Genomic DNA, 19,277 nt, shown 5'->3' on the forward strand with positions numbered 1-19,277 from the left:
GGTTTTGTTATTCTCATAGGCAGCCTGCTGCTCTTATTCGGGGCATTCATTTTGTTCATGACATATTCGGAATTTGGCAAACAGGATATGTGTTTGGACGATGGCGGTATGTGGCAAGATGGTGCTTGCGTGGAAAATCGATCAGCAAGCTAGTGTCCGCTTTCGGGATATAGCAGCCACTCGCTTGTTGATGTTTAATGACTGCTTTGCGGACAAACCGGACTTTTGCTACATTCGATTGAAGGTCCGCTCCATAGCGATTATTCTGCTTAAGGAATAAGGTATGCACTTTGGAGATTGCGCATGAAACGTTCACTGGTGGCAGCGGGTCTAATTGCGGCAACTTTGAATGGCTCGTATGCGTTGGCCGATGAAACAAGATCTGAGAACATGATGATTATTGAATCGAATGACATAGAACTTGCCACGCAGTCATTCGGCGCAGAGGGCGACCCCACTGTTCTGCTCGTCATGGGGGCGACCGCATCCATGCTTGGATGGCCCGATGGCTTCTGCGAAGCCTTGGCGTCCAACGGTCTTCGGGTCATCCGCTTCGATCACCGTGACACCGGACTTTCCACGACGGTCCCTCCCGGCCAGGCTACCTATACCGTCGAGGAAATGGCAGGTGACGTGACCGCTGTGATGGACGCCTACAAGCTGGAAACTACGAACCTTGTCGGCATGTCCCTTGGGGGACTTTTGTCCCAGATCGTCGCGCTGGACCATCCTGACCGTGTAAGGACCGTGACTCTAATCGCATCCGAACCACTCGGTTGGGACGGCGAGCTGCTTCCGCACATCGCACCTGCCTTCATGGAGCATTTTGGAACGGTCGCCGATCTGGATTGGAGCGATACAGACGCTGCTACCCACTTCGTCGTCGAGATCGACCGATTGAGTAGTGGAACCCGCGCGCCATTCGATGCGCAGTGGTCGGCGGACCGAGCGCGCCGGGTGCTGGAACGCAGCGAAAGCCCGGGTAGCATGTTCAACCATGCTTCCGTTGCGGTCGCAGAAGACTGGACCGGACGCTTTGGTGAGATTTTGCAGCCTGTCCTCGTCATTCACGGCAGCGAAGACCCTGTCCTGCCGCTTCCCAACGGGCAGGCGCTGGCAGCCGGTATTCCTGATGCAGAGCTTCTGGTCCTCGATGGTGTCGGCCATGAGCTTCCGGCAGCGGCATGGCAACCTGTCGCAGAAGCAATCGCTCGAACAGTAACAGCGGAGAGCAACTGATCAAACGCGCTATCGACTTGGCTTTCGTTCTATCTAAGCGGCCGTTTGTGCTTAGCGCAGCATCGGTCAAAGAGGGCTCCAAGCGGTCATCTGGCGGCCCAGTAGTTGCCGTTAATCAAAGCCGAAGCTAATGTCCGCTTTCGGGATGTAGCGGACGTTGAACCCTTGGTCCGTTCATATGCTCTACTCTGGAAACGGATCGAAAATTATATAGGGTGACGATATGGAAACCATCGCCGGTAAAATAAGTCTGGTTATCGTGATAATTTGCGCACCGTTGAGTATTGTGCTGCTGGTTCTGATGATCGGTTTTGCAGGATCTCCATGGACTAACGTTTTTCAGCTTCCCAGTGAGCTTGATGGGATCATCCTCTTTTTCATTTTCTGGACTATCATCGTAAGCCCTTGGGTAATCTTGTCAGTCTGGTTCAGAAAAATCGCTCGGCAAAAGAAAAGCCGGATCGACTAAGTGAGACTAATGGTCGGCCTGTTGACGTCCGCTTCCGGAATATCTCCTTTCCTACAATGTACCGTATAGGTTATATTATGCAATACCTCTAACCAAAAAGAGAATGTGTGATGACCCAAATTTCCCCCAAACATCCTACCACCGAAACATTGGGCGCGCCTGCACCCCGCTGGACGCCGGAGAAGCAGGGCAAGTTTCTCGAAGCCCTGGCGCGCTGTGGGTCGGTGAAGGCGGCGGCTGCTTTTGTAGGCATGAGCCGGGAGAGTGCGCATCGGTTGCGCCGCCGGAATGAGGGTCGGGCCTTTGCGCGGGCTTGGGATGCGGCGCTTATTCATGCGCGGGATCTTTATGCAGAGGAGGTGCTGGAAAAGGGGCTTAATGGTTGGGCCGAGAAGGTCTGGTATCATGGCGAGGAAGTGGGGGAGCGGCAGCGTTTTTCGGTGCCCTTGCTGCTGGCGGCGCTGGCGCGGCTGGATGCCAAGGCGGATGAATGTGATCTGGCGGGTAGTCCTGCACGGGCCGCAGCAGTCGAATTTGACGAGATGGTCGAGGCGATCAGCCAGGGCAGGGATTGTACCGCGATGCTGGAGGAACAGGACAAGGCGGGCCAACCGGATATCGAGCCGCCCTTAACCGGTATCGGCAATGATGATCTGTTGGAGCGGCTGCGCGAAAAGCAGGCGCGTGAGCTGATTACCGCCACTGCGCCGGAAGACATTGATATATCCGACCTCGACCCCGATGACGCCGCCGACTGGGACGATATGCAATGGGAGCGCGCGATGCGCAGCGGCATGAGCGATGATCCCGATTTCTGGACACGGATCAGGACCAGTGAGGCAGCAGCGGGCATCGTGCATGACGGGGGGACTTTGCCGGGGCTCTGCCGTGCGACACCAAAGGTTCGGCGCACCCGCAGGCGGTTCCGCTTTAGGGGGTGTGACCCTGTGTGACCCAAGCTTGTGATCCGGTATGTCTCGCCTATGTCGGGCATATCGGAACAGAGGGGCAAATTTCAAAACACAAGTCTTTCACGCGCGTCATCACCCTGATACAGCCAGCATCATGACCCATGATCCTTTCCCCCTGTTCGAAAGCTGGTTCGCGGAAGCCCGCGAGACGGAACTCAATGATAGCAATGCGATGACGATCGCGACCGCGGACGCCAGCGGACAGCCTTCTGCGCGCATGGTGTTGTTAAAAGGCCATGATCGCGACGGGTTTGTTTTCTACACCAATCAGGAAAGCCGCAAGGCCGCCGATATTGCGGCCAATCCGCAGGCCGCGATATTATTCCACTGGAAAAGCCTGCGCCGGCAAATCCGCATAGAAGGGCCGCTCTCGACCGTTTCCGACGAGACGGCGGACACCTATTTTGCGACGCGCAGCCGGGATTCGCAGCTGGGTGCCTGGGCATCGGATCAATCGCGGCCGCTGGACAAGCGCGCAACGTTTGAAGCGCGCTATGACGAGATGAAAGCGCATTTTGAAGGGAAGGACGTCACACGTCCGCCGCATTGGTCGGGCTATCGATTGACACCGGGGCGATTTGAGTTCTGGCAGGACCGCGAACATCGACTGCACGAACGGCGTGTCTTCATTCGCGCCGATGGCGGTGATGGCATTGATGGTGGTGATGACGATTGGACGGAAGGAATGCTTTACCCATGACCCAGGAAAACGGAATATTACCTTATTTCCATGTCGATGCCTTTGCGGATCGGCCCTTTACCGGCAATCAGGCGGCGGTGATGCCGCTGGAAAGCTGGCTCGATGATGCGGTGCTGCAGGCGATTGGCGAAGAGAATAATTTTGCGGAAACCGCCTTTTATCTGCCCGATCCAACCGGCGAAGCGGATTATGAGCTGCGCTGGTTCACCCCGACGATCGAAATCGGCCTGTGCGGGCATGCGACGCTGGCAAGTGGCCATATCATCCTCTCCCAAAATCCGGATAAGGATCAAGTTACCTTTCGGACCCGCAAGGCCGGTGTGTTGACCATGATGCGGGATGGGGAGGGCTATGCCCTGGAACTGCCCGCCTATCCGCCAGCGCCGAAAGAGCGACCGGATGTTGTTGCCTTGATCGGCGGGACACCGATTGAGACGCAGTTTCATGAAGGGCGTTATAATGTGATCCGCTATGAGACTGCGGACGAGGTTCTGGCATTGAAACCGGATTTGAAAGCGCTGGGCGCAATGGGCAATGAGCAGTTTATCTGCACGGCTCCCGGCATAGATACTGATGCATTGAGCCGGGTTTTTGTTCCCGGCGGCGGTGTTGATGAAGATAGCGTGACCGGATCGGCTCATGCTGTGTTGACGCCCTATTGGGCGGCGCAATTGGGCCGTGACAGTTTTACCGCCTACCAGGCCAGCGGCCGCGGCGGCTATGTAAATTGCCGGTTGGATGGCCAAAAAGCATGGCTTGGCGGGAAATGTGTCACGGTGGTCGAGGGATTGTTTCGGTTATAAGCGAAGTTAAGGACCCAGACGCGCTATTTGCTGTTCGGAAATAGCGATACGATCCGCCCGATCTGATCGCTCATCGGTCGGTTCACATCATCTTGCGTTTTGCCCAAACGGACCACCGTCAGCTTCTGTTCCGGTGAAACCACAATCTGCTGACCGAGATGGCCAAGGGCCGCAAAAACGGTGTCGGGAGCCATATCGGGAAATAATATCTGATTGCGACCATCGGGACGTTTTTTGTTCAGCCAGATATGACCGCCATAGGCCGGATCATTGGCAGAGGATGTCCGCATGAACTGGACCCAGCTGACGGGCAGATGCTGCGCGCCTTTGCGGGCGCCATTGTTGCGGAGGAATTCGCCAAATGTGGCGTAGTCACGGGCATTGGACTGAATGATGCTGCCGCCCAAAAATGTGCCATTGGCATCAAACTCGAAATACGTGCTCTCCATACCCAGAGGCTCAAGAAGGCGGCCTCGGATAAAGCGCATTGTTGTGCTTCGGCGTACGGCTGGGTCGGTGCTTTTGGTCAATGTTCGCGTGATAATGTCGGCTAGGATCATGCTGGTGGCCGTACTATATTCAAATTTCTCGCCGGGTTCTGCTTCCATGGGACGCGCTTCGGCATAGCCCGCCATATCGCCGGAGCCATCCAGAAAGAGCATGCGGTTGGTGTCAGCTTCAAAAACAGTCGCACCGTTTTCTTCCGGTACTTCGGTGTGATCAAGGCCCGATGACATATGGATCAACTGGCGCAGAGTAATGTCGCCGCGCGGATCGCCGGGCCGCTGCCAGGCGGGGACGGGCGCAGGGTCATCGAGCACCAGCCGGCCATCCGCAACCAGAAAGCCGATCAGTGCGCCGGTAAAGGATTTCGCCATCGACCAGCTGATAAACCGCGTGTCCTCATCATAGCCTTCGCCATAGCGCTCGGCTATAATTTCACCGCGATGCATGACAAGAAACGCGCGGGTTTCGGCCATCGCGGGGTCTTCGAAAAGCGGGGAAATCGCCGCATCGAGCCGTGCCTTTTTAACCGGACTAGCATCCGATATATAGGCCAGCTCCTCGGCTGTTTTCGGTGGCGGCGATGCAGGTTCATCACTTGCACCACAACTAGAGAGTGTAAGAGCGAGTGCGGACAGGGCGGCGATTTTAATCTTGTGCATCAACATCGGTTGCACCAATAGATGCTATCATGGCAACCGAAAACAACAATCTCGAAACCGCTTCCAAGGCACAAACCCGTAAAGGTCGGGTAGCTCTATATATACTCGCATTGTTCGTGCTGATCTTGGCTGCTGTCTTTGCTTATAATTATAGCTTCATCAAAGGACAGCTTGGCATTGGTACCGCTTATGGTGCTCGCGTCGCCTGTTCCTGTCATTATGTTGGTGGGCGCGATCTGGACGACTGCGAGAAAGATTTTGAACCCGGCATGGAAGTCATCGGCCTATCGATGGATGATGAAAAACGCCAGGTAACGGCGTCGGTCCCGCTGCTCGCATCCGCGACGGCTGAATTTCGCGAAGGCTGGGGCTGTGTGATCCTGACCGAGGCCGAAGCAGACTAAACGTTTAGGCCGTAGCTGCGGCTAGCCATTGCTGGGACACCGCACCGGTTTTTTCAATCCAGCCGCCACCGAGGACGCGGTCTTTATGATAGAAGACCGCTGCCTGCCCCGGGGAAACACCATATTCGGGATTGTGAAAGCGTAGCGTATCACCTTCCAGCCGGGCATGGGTCGGCTTGGCCATGGAGCGGACCTTCACCTGCATCGGTCCCTCAAAATCGCCGCCAATCCAATTGATATCGCGTAATGTTGCAGATGCTACCGCCAAAGCCTGTTTTGGTCCGACAAAGACGCGCTTGGTTTCTGGTTCCAGGCGAATGACATAGAGTGGTTCGGCCTGTCCGCCGATTTCCAATCCCTTGCGCTGGCCCACTGTATAATGGATCAGGCCCTTGTGCCGGCCCATGACGGTACCGTCGATATGGACAATCTCGCCATCATCATCCGCGTCAGGGCGCAGCTTGCGAACGACCTTGGCGTAATCACCATCGGGAACGAAGCAAATATCCTGACTGTCAGGTTTGAAGGCGACGGCAAGGCCCATTTCCTTGGCGATCTCGCGAACCTGGTCCTTTGGCATGTCGCCGAGCGGGAAACGCAGATAGTCGAGCTGATCCTGCGTTGTAGCAAAAAGGAAATAGCTCTGGTCGCGTGCTGGGTCCATCGCCCGGTGCAGCTCTGAACCCTGTTCGCCGATCACGCGCCGGACATAATGGCCAGTGGCAAGGCAATCGGCACCCAGTTCCCGCGATAGGTTTAACAGGTCGGTAAATTTAACGCCCATATTACACTGTACGCACGGGATCGGGGTGCGGCCGGCCATATATTCATCGGCGAACACATCCATCACCGATTCCTGAAAGCGGCTGGCATGATCAAAGACATAATGGGCAATGCCGAGTTTCTCGGCAACCTGACGCGCATCACGAATATCCTGACCAGCGCAACAGCTGCCTGCGCGGCCTACTGCTTCGCCATGATCATAGAGTTGCAGCGTGATGCCGATAGTCTCTGCACCAGTCCGTGCGGCCAATGCAGCTACAACGCTTGAATCGACGCCGCCGGACATCGCAACGACGATGCGCTTGCCCGTCAGATCGTCACCGAGCTGAAATTCATTGTTGATTCGGTATGCCATATCGTCACGTCCTTTAACGATGAACCGCGAGCAGCGCCAGTATTGCGCAAAATTGCTGTCAAATTGCCGGCTCAAATGCCGTTATGGTTCATATTGGGACGAAAAGGCGAATGAAAAGGAAGGTTTGCTTAACCAGTCCTAAGAGCGCGTGAACGCCGCCTTTACGGATGTTTATATCTTCGTCGCTAGAAGGGTGCTCATGGAAATGAACTTCCCACATAAGAGTCTGACTAAGACCAGTGCCGAATCGGATGCACCAGCAGACAGCGCACATGAAACGCTGATTGCGCATGCGATCGCACGTCAGGCTCTTTCTCCATCGGCACGTGCATATCTTGCACGGCGGAGAGGTTTGGCACCAAAGCCAAATTACGCAAGCCGTGGGCCAGTGGGAGATCGAATCAAGTTTTTTGCCGGCGAGCTTCCAGTACGAGGTCCGCTGTTAAAAAGCGCACGCATTTTTGAGAAGGGCAATTTTCGCCCGGACCTATTGCGTGAAGAATTATCGAGTGATGTAGCGCCAGAGTAAATATGAATGCATTATTTACCTTGGTGATTTAGTAGTTTGAAAAACTCTAAGTCTAAATATGTAACATCATTTGGACGTAGAGAGAAATGCCGCAAGGCCAATTTTGAGGGTAGTATGATCGAGAACCAAACCATCAAGCCAGCACAAGTCGTGGGTCCCTTGGGTGAACCATTAACTGTTGCTGATTTGCCAGCCCCGGGAACCACCCGCTGGGTTGTTCGGCGTAAGGCTGAAGTTGTTGCGGCGGTAAACGGCGGATTATTGACGGTCGATGAGGTTTGCGATCGGTATAGTCTGTCGCTGGAAGAATTTGCGTCCTGGCAGCGGGCTGTTGACCGTTCTGGCATGCCAGGACTGCGGGTAACGCGGATTCAGCATTATCGTGACCTTTATGAGCGTCAGCAAAAATATTGAGCATAATATTAACACCAGCGTGAACCCAACATCATGGCTTATTTGCTGGATTAAGTATCAATATTAATGGTTTAGAGGCCTTGGAAATTGCTTTCCGAGGCCTTTTTCATGACACTGGTTTGAGTATTTTCTGGTTTCGGACCGTCATTTGTATAAGATATCCTGATCGGCCACATTAAAACGGCCAAAATGGATCAGGAGGAAAACATGATTAACTTTATCATCGCGCTTGTGATGGGTGGCATTATCGGCTGGCTCGCCAGTATGGTAATGGGCCGGGATGCATCAATGGGCATTTTTTGGAATGTCGTTGTGGGTTGTGTTGGCTCAATGTTAGGCGGCTGGTTGTTCAGTTTCTTCACAGGCGGTACGCAAGATCTTAGAGACGCGCCATTTAGTCCGATGACATTGCTGGTCGCGTTCGGTGGAGCGATTGTCTTGCTTGGCATCGTGAACTTAATCAAGCGAGGCCGCGTCCGTTAATCCGACTAGTCTGAAATCTTCATAAAAAACAAAAGGCTGGCCCATTTGGGTTGGCCTTTTTCGTTCAAAGACATATGCGGCTATGGTAATTTGGCAACGTCTCAGAACCAGTGTTTCATTGGGTGATTGTTCGGGCTTGTGATAACTGGTTTATTGATATAATACACCATTTACAAGAATTGGTATTTTCCCCGCGTTCCAGTGATTCTTTTGTATATTGCAGCGCAAAAACAAGATAAAGGCTGGCTGACGAGTATTGACTATGAACTATGAATCAAAAATTTCAGGTGAAGACCTCGACGTCTCGACACTAGACGATGCTGGTGATGAGGCACGGAACAAAAGGCGCTTCATTGTCGTGGCGGCTGTCGCTGCGGCTATCATCCTTGCCTATGTCGCTTATCAGCTTTTTGCCGGTAGCGGCGATGGCGCTGCAGCTGCAGGAGCTGAGGATAGTCAAGCTCCGGCTGTGACCGTCGTGGTTCCTGGACGGCAGGATGTTGTGCGTACCATCAATGCGACGGGTACTGTGGCGGCACGCCGTGAAATTCCCGTTGGCGTTGTTGGTGAGGGTGGCCGCGTTACGCAGGTCTATGTCGACGCTGGTGATTGGGTAAAGCCCGGTCAAATTATGGCCAGCATTGATCGGTCCGTTCAAAATCAACAAGTGGCGCGCCTGGGCGCTTCGGTTGCTTCAGCTAGAGCTGATTTAAACCTGGCACAGGCAAATCTGGACCGGGCCGCAAAGCTGGTCGAGCGCGGATTTATCTCAAAAGCGGATATCGATCGGCTGACAGCCACGCGTGATTCAAATGCGGCACAGCTTCGGGTGGCCCAAGCGCAGCTTGGTGAAACCCGTGCGCGTAACAACTTCCTGAATATCGTGGCGCCAAAAGGCGGATTTGTTTTGGAACGTAATGTCGAGGTTGGTCAAACTGTTAGTCCGGGTAGCGGTATTTTGTTCCGTCTGGCGCAAAATGGTGAGATGGAATTGCAGGCACAGTTAAGCGAGAGTGATTTGGCCAATATTTCGGTCGGTGTAAGCACAGAGGTGATTCCTGTAGGAACGACCAAGGTCCTGACCGGCCAGATCTGGCAAATTTCGCCAATGATTGACGCGGATTCGCGACAAGGTATTGCAAAGGTTGCGCTAAGTTACGACCGGGCTCTTCGTCCTGGCGGCTTTGCCAGCACACGCATAACAAGCGGGACGTCACAAGCGGCTGTTTTACCAGAATCGGCGGTGCAAAATGATAGCAAGGGCAGCTTTGTCTATATTGTCGATAAAGATGATAGAGTGGTTCGCCGAGACGTCGTCATAGGCTCCGTTTCTGCAGCTGGTTTATCCATTACTTCAGGCTTGAGCGGAACTGAACGGGTTGTGCTCAGAGCAGCTGGTTTCCTCAACCCTGGTCAAACGGTGAAGCCTGTGGCTGAAAAAGATCAATCTGCGTGAGGGATTAATTTATGAGCCTCCGTAATATCTCCGCATGGTCGACCCGCAATCCCGTCGTTCCGCTTGTGCTGTTTACAGCTTTGCTGCTCGCCGGGTTGCTGAGCTTTAACCGCATGGATGTGGTGAACAACCCTGATGTCGAATTCCCTGCGGTTCGGGTGAGTATTTCCCAACCAGGGGCGGCCCCCACAGAGATTGAAAACCAGATCACACAGCGGGTTGAAGCGGCGGTACGTGCGATAAGCGGAGTCAAAAATATTAGCTCCACCGCTAGCGAGGGCAGCAGCTCGACTTTTGTCGAATTTGAAATTGGCGCTGATGTCAACGATGCCGTTAATGAAGTGAAAAATGCCGTTGATCAGGCGCGGGGTTCATTACCTGATGGCATATTGGAGCCGCAAATTTCCAAAGTCGACGCGGTCGGCGGTCCGATTGCCTATTTTGCGGTCAAAGCGGACGATATGACTGTCGAGCAGCTCAGTTGGTTTGTTGATGACACAGTTGCAAAGCGATTGCTCACCGTAAAGGGAATGGCCGAGGTCGACCGGTTTGGTGGCGTCGATCGAGAAATTCGCGTGATCCTGAAGCCGGATCGTATGCAAGCACTTGGTGTCACCGCTAACCAAATCAACACCGTATTGCGCCAGGTGAATGTAAATGCGGCAGGTGGGCGCGCGGAAGTTGGCGGTATCCGGCAATCGGTCCGTGTCCTGGGTAATGCAGAAGACGCCTATGCTCTGTCTCAAACGCAAATTTCTTTGGGTAGTGGACAGACGATCAAATTGAGTGATGTTGCAGATGTGAACGACTCTTTTGGTGAGCGCAGTTCGATCAGTAAAGTCAAAGGCGTGGAGGTGGTGAATTTCTCGATGACGCGCGCGCGCGGTGCATCCGATGTGACTGTCTATGACACGGCAGTTGAGATCATGGACAATATCGAGGAAGAAAATCCCGGTGTCGAATTTATCCGCCTTGGCAGCAGCGTTGATTATACGAAATCCCAGTATAAAAGCTCGATAGCGGCCATGGTGGAAGGTGCTCTTTTGGCCGTGGTCGTGGTGTTTCTGTTTTTGCGTGATTGGCGCGCTACGCTAATTTCCGCGATTGCCATTCCACTATCGGCCATACCGACTTTTTGGTTCATGGACCTGCTCGGTTTCAATTTGAACTTTCTGTCCCTTTTGGCACTTGGCTTGGTTGCCGGTGTGTTAGTCGATGACGCTATTGTTGAGATTGAAAACATCGTGCGTCATATGCGGATGGGGAAATCCGCCTATCAGGCTTCTATTGACGCCGCCGACGAAATAGGATTGCCGGTTGTTGCCACGTCCTTTTGTATTGTAGCGGTTTTCCTACCGGTTGGGTTGATGCCTGGCATTTCTGGGCAGTTTTTCAAAAATTTCGGAATCACAGTCGTTATTTCGGTCCTGATGAGTCTTGCTGTTGCGCGGATGATTACACCGATGGTCGCGGCCTATTTTCTCGAATCCAAAGGTCATGCCGAACATGGTGAAGGCGTTTGGATGGAGCGTTATATGCGACTGCTGAATTGGTGTTTGGACCAAACGAAGGCCAATGAAATCAGAAAAGATTTGGTCCCGGTAAAAATTGCCTGGTGGCAACGCCCTCTTGGCTTTTTGCTATTCACGTCGATTGTTTTAACATTTTTTGCTGCTGCGTTTATGACCGGTTCAGCCGTCAATGGTCTGTTAGTCGAGATATTACCGAGCGTCTTTATCAGTGCGTTTATCGGCCTGATCTTAGGCATTGTAGCAGGCGTTGCTGTCACCTGGTTATTGATATTCATAATCCCAGTTGTGATTGGCGCCGTCAGCTCAGGATTTGCGCAATGGTATAAATATCGCTCCACGCGTTTTCTGGCGCGGGCGCACGATCATCGAGTTTGGATGATGGCCATGGGACTTTTCGCCTTTATCATAACGATCCTGCTTTTTGTTTCCCTTCCAGGGCAATTTCAACCGACCATCGACGAGGATTCCAGTCGGGTTCAAATTGAAGTCGTACCGGGCACCACGCTCCAGCAAACCGAGAAAATAGCAGATCAGGTTTCTGAGCTCATGTATCAGCAACCAGAAGTTGAACGGGCGTTAACCCGTGTCCGTGAAACTAACGCGACGGTATTTGTGAACTTCAAAACCGAGCGGGACAAAACATCTACAGAATTTGAACGAAGTATGGTGCCGCTTCTGCAGGAGATACCAGACGCACGCATTTCCTTTCAGTCGCAAGGTGGCGGCGGCGGAACAGGCCGTGATATTTCAATCATGCTAACCGGATCTGATCCTGTACTATTGGATGAAACGGCTTTTGAGCTGGTCGAGCAGATGAAGGATATAGATCTGGTCGTGGCGCCGCGGATTTCCGCTGACCTCAGTAGACCAGAAATCTTGATTACACCTTATTCTGATCTTGCGTCCAAATTGGGTGTGACAACAACTGCGCTCAGTCAGACTATTCGTATTGCGACCTTGGGTGAGATTGACCAGAATGCGGCGAAATTTTCTTTGTCAGACCGACAGATTCCCATCCGAGTGATGCTGCCTGAAGAATCGCGCTCGGACCTGACAACGATTGAGAATCTCCCTGTTCCGACTGCATCTGGCGGCACCGTGCCGCTTAGCCGTGTCGCCAAAGTCAGTTTTGGATCGGGGCCGACATCGATTCAGCGTTACAATCAAAACCGTCGGACATTCGTGGGCGCTGATCTGGCTCCCGACGTTGTAAAAGGCGAGGCGATGATCGCCATTAACAAACTTCCGATCATGACAAATTTGCCAACCGGCGTTTCCAATGCACCTTTCGGAGAAGAAGAATGGCAACTGGAGCTTTTGGTGAATTTTCAAATTGCTTTGGTTGCAGGGATATTATTGGTCTTTGCGACTTTGGTATTGCTTTACAAACGCCTTATGTCACCGCTGGTGAATATGGGTTCGTTGGCATTGGCGCCGCTCGGCGGTGTTTTCTTAGTTTGGGTGTTTGGCCAGCCCCTGTCGATGCCGGTGTTGATCGGTGTTCTCATGCTGCTTGGAATCGTCAGTAAAAACTCGATTTTGCTGATCGATTTTGCGATTATAGAAATGGAAAAGGGCGTGCCCAAGTACGAAGCGATCATGGATGCTGGTCATAAGCGTGCTCAGCCGATTGTTATGACTACTGTTGCTATGACGGCTGGTATGGTTCCAACGGCCTTGTCATTGTCTGGTGACGGCGCTTGGCGTGCCCCGATGGGTACCGTGGTGATTGGCGGTTTGATTGTATCGACACTCCTTACGCTGGTAATTGTACCCGCTGGTTTCAGTCTGGCCGATGGCTTTGAACGCCGCGTGGGTCCATGGCTGCGTAAGACGATGCTGACTTATAGTCCGGGTGATGACGCGGACGATAAGGCAAAGGTTCAGCCCGCCGAGTGAAGCCGCTTTCTTCTAAATTGGCACCAAAGTCTAATAGCATTCCGGTCTCTGGGTCGTCCACGATCACCCGGGATCTGAACAATGCTGGACGCGATATGAAAATTATCGCGACCGGTTTGCTGGTGTTGATGGCAGTGGTCTATTTTACCGCGAAATCCTATGAAGAGGTACACCCTGCACTAGGATTTGTACGCGCATTTGCAGAAGCTGCGATGGTTGGCGGACTTGCGGACTGGTTTGCCGTCACAGCCTTGTTCCGTCACCCAATGGGATTACCAATTCCGCACACTGCTATCATTCCACGTAACAAGGATCGGATTGGCGACACACTGGCCAATTTCCTCAAGAATAATTTTCTTGTCTCCCGGATCGTGGCTCAGCGGATGCATGGTATCGATCTCGCTGGCGGCGTCGGACGATTTTTGAAATCACCTAGCGGAGGGCAAGGGCGGCTTCGCATGGGTGCGTCTCGGTTGATTGGCGATATCATCGGTTCGCTCGATCAGGACAGGCTTGGTAGCATGTTTAAAGGGGCCGTAAAGACGCAGGCCAAGGAATTGGATTTAGCAACCCCAATGGGTCAGATACTGGAATCCGTGATGGCCGAAAACCGGCACGGACCGCTGATCGATTCTACAATAAAATGGGCCTACAGGACGCTGGATGCCAATGAATATGTAATCCGCGCTATTGTCCATGACCGGGCAAATACCGTGATGCGCTGGACCGGACTGGATGACCGGCTGGCCAATGAAGTGGTCGACGGGCTTTATAAGCTATTGGCGGATATGGCTTCCGATCCGGATCATCCTGTGCGCGCCAAAACCGAAGAGAGCCTTGTTCAGCTGGCGCAGGAGTTGAAAAGCGATCCAGAATTGCGACAGCGCGTGAATGAGTGGAAGCTTGAGATGATCGAAAATCCCGCCATAGCGAACTGGATTGATGGCATGTGGGAAACCGGCCGAGAAGCCTTGCTCAAAGCCTCTCGTGACCCAGAGGCAGCCATGGCCGGTCATTTCGGTGATGCGTTGATGCAATTGGGCAGTAGTCTCCAGAAAGATCCTCTGCTTAATCGCCAACTCAATCGGTTCGCGCGCCGTGCGGTTGCCGGGGTTGTTGCAAGCTATGGTGACAATATCGTGAAGCTAGTGTCAGAAACCATTCGCGGCTGGGATGCGCAGACTATCACCGACCGCGTGGAAAATGCGGTGGGCCGCGACCTTCAATATATCCGCGTCAACGGGACGTTAGTTGGCGGTCTAGTAGGCGTCATGCTACATTTACTCAGCCATTGGCTATATTAGTCTAGCGGGTCAGCAATATCCGCGCTTGCCCGGCTATTTGAGCCAACATGGCAATAGATGGTCTTGGTGATAACTGAGCCCGATCAACAATATTCCGGAATTGTAACACCCGGGCGTTGTTTTTCTCGGCCCATGATTCCAAAAATTGGTCCATATCCTTGCTTCGCGCGCGTCTCAAGAAATCGAGGCGCATTTGTTGGAAATCACGAGCCAATCCTGCGACCAGCAAGCGATCCCAAGGATCGGATGGATTGATGCGAGTTGCAGTCATCTGCGCCCAATCCAGTCCGAGCAGGCTACCGAGTTTCGTGAAGGCGGCAGCGACTTCAATCGCGTTAATTTCTCTTGATTTCGCCAGATATGCTATGCCAGCGGCACCATCATTCTTGTAGATATTCGCCATTTCATGAGCGATTTCAGCAGTCGCACCAGCTTCTACTAACAGCCCGGTTTGTTTGGCGGCTTGCAATTGGCCCTCGGCGGTTATCAGGCTCTCGACCTTATCGTTTAGCAAACCAATATTGGGTGCCAGCATGTCAACGGCTTCGTCAATCGTGCCGCTGGTAAGCCCAATACGCATCAGATCGGCCATATGGGATCGAAGTACATAGGCTACGCGATCAAACAGCAAGAGTCTTACATTTTCGCCAATTTTCGCATCTTCAAGTGACTTCCAGATCGCGTCCGCATCAAACAGGCGTTCCGCCATGACAAAGGCTGCGGCGACTTCGCCCAATGAACAGCCTTCTTCTTCTGCCAGTTCAAACGGGTCAATCAAGCCAAGCCGATTGACCATCCGATTGGCGAGCTTCGTCGCAATAATCTCCTTGCGCAACTGATGGTTGACGACGGCATCTTTATGCTTGGCCTTTATGGCGCTTGGAAACGCATTGAGCAGCTCATTTTCGAGGCCAGGATCAGCGCTCAGCGCACTATTCTCGATCGCATCTTGCAACGCCAGTTTTGCGGTAGAGATCAGAACTGCGAGTTCGGGGCGAAATAGTCCGCGATCTTCTTGTCCGCGGCGAATAAGGTCTTCATTATTTGCCAGGCCTTCAACGGCGCGGTCCAGCTTTCCCTGTTCCTCAAAATATTCAATTAATCTGACGTAGGACGGCAATGTTTTCCTGCCGCCTATCTCGGCGATGGAAAGACCAAGGGCTTGAAGCCGATTGTCTTCGAGGACCAGCGCTCCGACGTCGTCCGTCATTTTCTCGAGCAATGTGTTACGCGCGTCAAGCTTCAGTTGACCAGCCGCCATCGCTGCATTGAGGGCGATCTTGATGTTCACTTCATTATCCGAACAATCGACACCCGCACTATTGTCGATGAAATCGGTGTTGATCCGACCTCCTCGTCCGGCAAAAGCAATCCGGCCGGCTTGGGTGATACCCAAATTTGCACCTTCGCCGATAACCTTTACCCGCAATTGCTTGGCGTCGATACGAATATTATCGTTGGAAGGATCGCCGACCTCGATGTTATTTTCGGTGGACGATTTGATATAAGTACCGATCCCGCCGAACCACAGCAAATCCGTTTCGCTAGCCAATATCGCCGAAATCAGGCGAGATGGCGTAATATCTGTTTCACCCGATAACCCCAATAGAGTGGTGATTTTCTTGTTGATTTTCAGGGTTTTGGAATGACGGGAAAAAACGCCGCCGCCCTTGGAGATCAAGCTTTTGTCATAGTCGTCCCAACTGGAGCGAGGTAATTCAAACAAGCGTTTGCGCTCTTTCCAGCTTTTCGCTGGATCAGGGTCAGGGTCGATAAATATATGGCGGTGGTCAAAGGCCGCGACCAGTCGTAAAGATTTTGATAGCAGCATGCCATTGCCAAAAACGTCACCGGACATATCGCCAACGCCAATGACATTGACGGGCTCTTTCTGGATATCCACGCCCATTTCGGCAAAATGCCGCTGGACAGAAACCCATGCCCCGCGGGCGGTAATTCCCATGGCCTTGTGATCGTAACCATTGCTACCGCCACTGGCGAAAGCATCACCCAGCCAAAAATCTTTTTCAATCGCGATTTCGTTAGCAATATCGGAAAAAGTAGCCGTTCCTTTATCTGCGGCCACTACGAAATAGGGGTCATCTTCATCGAGACGGACAACATTTTTTGGTGGAACCACTGCTCCGTCCTTGATGTTGTCGGTTATTGACAACAACGCGCTTATGAAAATTTTATAGGATGCAACACCTTCTGCAAGAAAGGCGTCCCGGTCATCGCCCGATGGCAATTGCTTTGCATAAAACCCGCCTTTGGCCCCTGTCGGTACAATAACCGCATTCTTGACACGTTGGGCTTTCATTAGTCCCAAAATCTCGGTGCGGAAATCATCACGCCGATCGGACCAGCGCAGCCCTCCGCGAGCGACTGGACCTGCTCGAAGATGGATGCCTTCAACCTTTGGACTGTAAACAAATATTTCGCGCCACGGCACGGGAGCAGGAAGGTCGGGGATTTTCGCGCTTTCAATTTTGAATGCCAAAGCACCATCGGCGCTTTCGGCAAAGGCATTGGTACGCAAAATAGACTCAATAACCGCGCGAAACAGGCGCAAAATTCGGTCGTCATCAATCCCCTGGACTTTGACCAAGCCGCTTTCGATGTCCTTATTGGCTTGCGCCAAGGTCTTGTTTCTATCGCCCTCTAATGCGGGGTCATGCAACGTCGCAAACAAGCGGATCATGGCACGGCTTACATCGCTTGCCTCAGCCAGCGCTTCAACGACTGTGACCATTCCGTAGCTCAAACCTGTTTGGCGCAGATAACGGAACCAGGCGCGGATCCATATGGTGGACCGCGCGCTGATGCCCGTCGCGGTAATCAGTTGGTTGAAACTATCATTCTCCGCAACACCTTCCAGAACATCGGTAATCGCATCCTGAATTTCAGAAGCACGAGCGATCAAATCATCTCGAGTTTTTGAATTGCCCACCGAAAGTTGGAAGTCATGGATATAGCCCAGCCGCCCTTCATCGAGTGGGGTGGGCAATTCTTCCAGCACCGAAAAACCGAAATTTTCCAAGGTCGGGACGGCATCTGAAAGAGGTAAAACACCGCCAAGGTGATAGACTTTGAGCCGAAGCAAATGCTCGGCATCGCCGTCCAACCGGTAGAGTCTCGTTGATTTTTGTCCGCCGCGTTCCAGCTGAAACAAACGCATGATATCGCGTGATGCCTCTTCCGCGCCATAGGTGGACTGATACGTTCCCGGGAAACAATCAGCATAGCGTTGTGCCAGAATTTCAGCCCGATTATCGGGCACAAATTCACTGAGATGACTGGCTACTTCCGGCCGCCAGCCGCGGATCATATTTTCCAGCTGGCGATCCAGTGTGTCGGGGTCAGGTATTTTGCTATCTGCGCCCATGTCCAGAATATATCGCAGCGAAGAAATGCCGCCTTCGCCCAGCGTATTGGACCAGCTCAATATTCGGGCTCCGGTCGATTCCGTCAGCAAGGCTTGAATATTTTCTCGCCGCGCCGTCGATAGCTGTTCACGCGGTAGCCAGATGAACGCATAAAGGTGTCGATTCAGTGGCGACATCACACTGTGGAGCTTTGGCCGCGGACGATCAATCAGCGACATCGAAATCAGCGCGAGTTTTTCGAGATCCTCTTGCTTAAAGGTGATCAGGATATCATGGGGCAGGGCAGTGAGCGCGTGGGTAAGCGATTTGCCAGCATGGCCTGCGGGAGCAAATTCAAATTTGTCGAATAGTCGCGCCATTTGTGTGCGAAGCAGTGGCACCTTCTCCGGCGGCGCGGCCAAAGCGGCACTGGTCCAAAGACCAGCTGTTATCGAGAGGCCAACCAGTGCGTCTTTTTCGCGCAATGGCATGATGATGACATCCATCAAAACATGGCGATGAACCGTAGATACTTGGTTTGATTTGACAATTAACGGAGCCTGGCCACCGGCTTTGAACCAGGCGAAGGCCCGCTTTTGGCTTTCTTTCGAAAGCGCTGGTATATCGCGCATTCGCGCTACGCCAATGCGGTCAGATCGTTGTCCCTTTTCGTCCACTTTTTCATGGGCCAGCAATGTGAAGTTGCGTTCCAGAAACCAGCGAATGAGCGCTGTGCCTTCACCTTCGGGTTGATTATCGGCATCCTCACCCAAAGCGACTTGCAGCTTTAACCAGTCCGTCACCGCCGCCGATACATCTAGCAGATTTTTCCGTAAGGATTTTTCGAGCGCCCGGCGCAGCTTGGCATCTGTGCGTTCCAACTCGATATAGATAATCGACTCGCGTTTTCCTCTTTGGTCAGGATCATTATGAATGGTGCGGAGCTTTCCTTTGTCATCGCGCTCAACGCCAACAACCGGATGGATCAGTCGCCCGATATTCAAACCATAGCCCGCAATGGTCGCGCATACCGAGTCGACCAAAAACGGCATATCATCGTTGACAATCGCAAGGCGTAAATGCCGTTTGCCGTGCGCGTTTGTTACGCTTTCAAGCAGCAGATTGGCCTCAGAAGCGGCTCGGTGCAAACCGGCATTGAGAGCAAATTGGGCGGCTTCTTTACAAGCTTTGTCATCAAAGCCGATACTTTCGCCCGGAAGAGCGCTGTCCTGAAAAGCGGCGGTTAGGTTTTTCTTGAGTGTCTTGCCGGCCGTGGAGTTGGTCGTTTTCGCTGCTGTCGCATCGCGGCTACCAGTCATGGTTCCCCCAAACTAAAAGTCCGGATCAAGTGTCCGTCTGTTGGAGCGGTCTTATGGGCCTAATATGGATGATGCTCAAGAGCGTT

15 protein-coding genes are annotated in these 19,277 nt (G+C 52.8%); 12 read left to right on the plus strand and 3 right to left on the minus strand.

The features are described from left to right. Positions 1-303: 303 nt before the first annotated feature. The 5 genes from ABJM21_RS02240 to ABJM21_RS02260 all read left to right on the plus strand — a co-directional run bounded on the left by ABJM21_RS02240 (position 304) and on the right by ABJM21_RS02260 (position 4,182). Complete coding sequence (locus tag ABJM21_RS02240) at positions 304-1,239, plus strand: alpha/beta hydrolase (RefSeq protein ID WP_348303021.1); 936 nt, start codon at positions 304-306, stop codon at positions 1,237-1,239. A gap of 223 nt (positions 1,240-1,462) precedes the next feature. Continuing rightward, positions 1,463-1,708, plus strand: coding sequence for a hypothetical protein (locus ABJM21_RS02245; protein ID WP_348303020.1), 246 nt, complete (start codon positions 1,463-1,465; stop codon positions 1,706-1,708). Between the two features lie 110 nt (positions 1,709-1,818). Next, positions 1,819-2,661, plus strand: coding sequence for a hypothetical protein (locus ABJM21_RS02250; RefSeq protein WP_348303019.1), 843 nt, complete (start codon positions 1,819-1,821; stop codon positions 2,659-2,661). A gap of 112 nt (positions 2,662-2,773) precedes the next feature. Beyond that, positions 2,774-3,379, plus strand: a complete 606-nt coding sequence (gene pdxH, locus ABJM21_RS02255) for a pyridoxamine 5'-phosphate oxidase (protein WP_348303018.1) — start codon at positions 2,774-2,776, stop codon at positions 3,377-3,379. Beyond that, positions 3,376-4,182: a PhzF family phenazine biosynthesis protein gene (locus ABJM21_RS02260; RefSeq protein ID WP_348303017.1), complete on the plus strand. Its 807-nt coding sequence runs from the start codon at positions 3,376-3,378 to the stop codon at positions 4,180-4,182. Before pdxH ends, ABJM21_RS02260 begins: the two co-directional genes overlap by 4 nt. A 23-nt stretch (positions 4,183-4,205) precedes the next feature. On the opposite strand, the gene ABJM21_RS02265 is transcribed toward ABJM21_RS02260, so the two are convergent. Continuing rightward, entirely contained in the window at positions 4,206-5,348 is a 1,143-nt protein-coding gene (locus ABJM21_RS02265; protein ID WP_348303016.1) for a serine hydrolase, read from the minus strand. Between the two features lie 29 nt (positions 5,349-5,377). Between ABJM21_RS02265 and ABJM21_RS02270 the strand changes: the two genes are divergently transcribed. Further along, complete coding sequence (locus ABJM21_RS02270) at positions 5,378-5,752, plus strand: hypothetical protein (protein WP_348303015.1); 375 nt, start codon at positions 5,378-5,380, stop codon at positions 5,750-5,752. A 4-nt stretch (positions 5,753-5,756) separates the two neighbouring features. Here ABJM21_RS02270 and mnmA read toward each other — a convergent pair whose 3' ends face one another. Continuing rightward, positions 5,757-6,890, minus strand: a complete 1,134-nt coding sequence (mnmA, locus tag ABJM21_RS02275) for a tRNA 2-thiouridine(34) synthase MnmA (RefSeq protein WP_348303014.1) — start codon at positions 6,888-6,890, stop codon at positions 5,757-5,759. 148 nt (positions 6,891-7,038) lie between these two features. Between mnmA and ABJM21_RS02280 the strand changes: the two genes are divergently transcribed. The 6 genes from ABJM21_RS02280 (at position 7,039) to ABJM21_RS02305 (ending at position 14,507) form a co-directional block, all read left to right on the plus strand. Beyond that, positions 7,039-7,419, plus strand: a complete 381-nt coding sequence (locus ABJM21_RS02280) for a hypothetical protein (protein WP_348376547.1) — start codon at positions 7,039-7,041, stop codon at positions 7,417-7,419. 114 nt (positions 7,420-7,533) lie between these two features. After that, a complete protein-coding gene (locus tag ABJM21_RS02285) occupies positions 7,534-7,833 on the plus strand; it encodes a DUF1153 domain-containing protein (RefSeq protein WP_207989496.1) in 300 nt (99 codons plus the stop codon). 207 nt (positions 7,834-8,040) lie between these two features. Next, positions 8,041-8,316 (plus strand): GlsB/YeaQ/YmgE family stress response membrane protein, encoded by a 276-nt coding sequence (locus ABJM21_RS02290; protein ID WP_348303013.1) that lies wholly within the window; start codon positions 8,041-8,043, stop codon positions 8,314-8,316. A 262-nt stretch (positions 8,317-8,578) separates the two neighbouring features. Continuing rightward, on the plus strand, positions 8,579-9,772 hold the full coding sequence (locus ABJM21_RS02295) for an efflux RND transporter periplasmic adaptor subunit (protein ID WP_348303012.1): 1,194 nt from the start codon (positions 8,579-8,581) through the stop codon (positions 9,770-9,772). A gap of 11 nt (positions 9,773-9,783) precedes the next feature. After that, positions 9,784-13,203: an efflux RND transporter permease subunit gene (locus tag ABJM21_RS02300; RefSeq protein WP_348303011.1), complete on the plus strand. Its 3,420-nt coding sequence runs from the start codon at positions 9,784-9,786 to the stop codon at positions 13,201-13,203. Between the two features lie 95 nt (positions 13,204-13,298). Next, positions 13,299-14,507, plus strand: a complete 1,209-nt coding sequence (locus ABJM21_RS02305) for a DUF445 domain-containing protein (protein ID WP_348303010.1) — start codon at positions 13,299-13,301, stop codon at positions 14,505-14,507. Between the two features lies 1 nt (position 14,508). Here ABJM21_RS02305 and ABJM21_RS02310 read toward each other — a convergent pair whose 3' ends face one another. Further along, positions 14,509-19,191, minus strand: coding sequence for an NAD-glutamate dehydrogenase domain-containing protein (locus tag ABJM21_RS02310; protein WP_348303009.1), 4,683 nt, complete (start codon positions 19,189-19,191; stop codon positions 14,509-14,511). Between the last annotated feature and the right edge of the window lie 86 nt (positions 19,192-19,277).

Origin of the sequence: Parasphingorhabdus sp., assembly GCF_039977335.1 — a bacterium.
Lineage (GTDB): Bacteria > Pseudomonadota > Alphaproteobacteria > Sphingomonadales > Sphingomonadaceae > Parasphingorhabdus.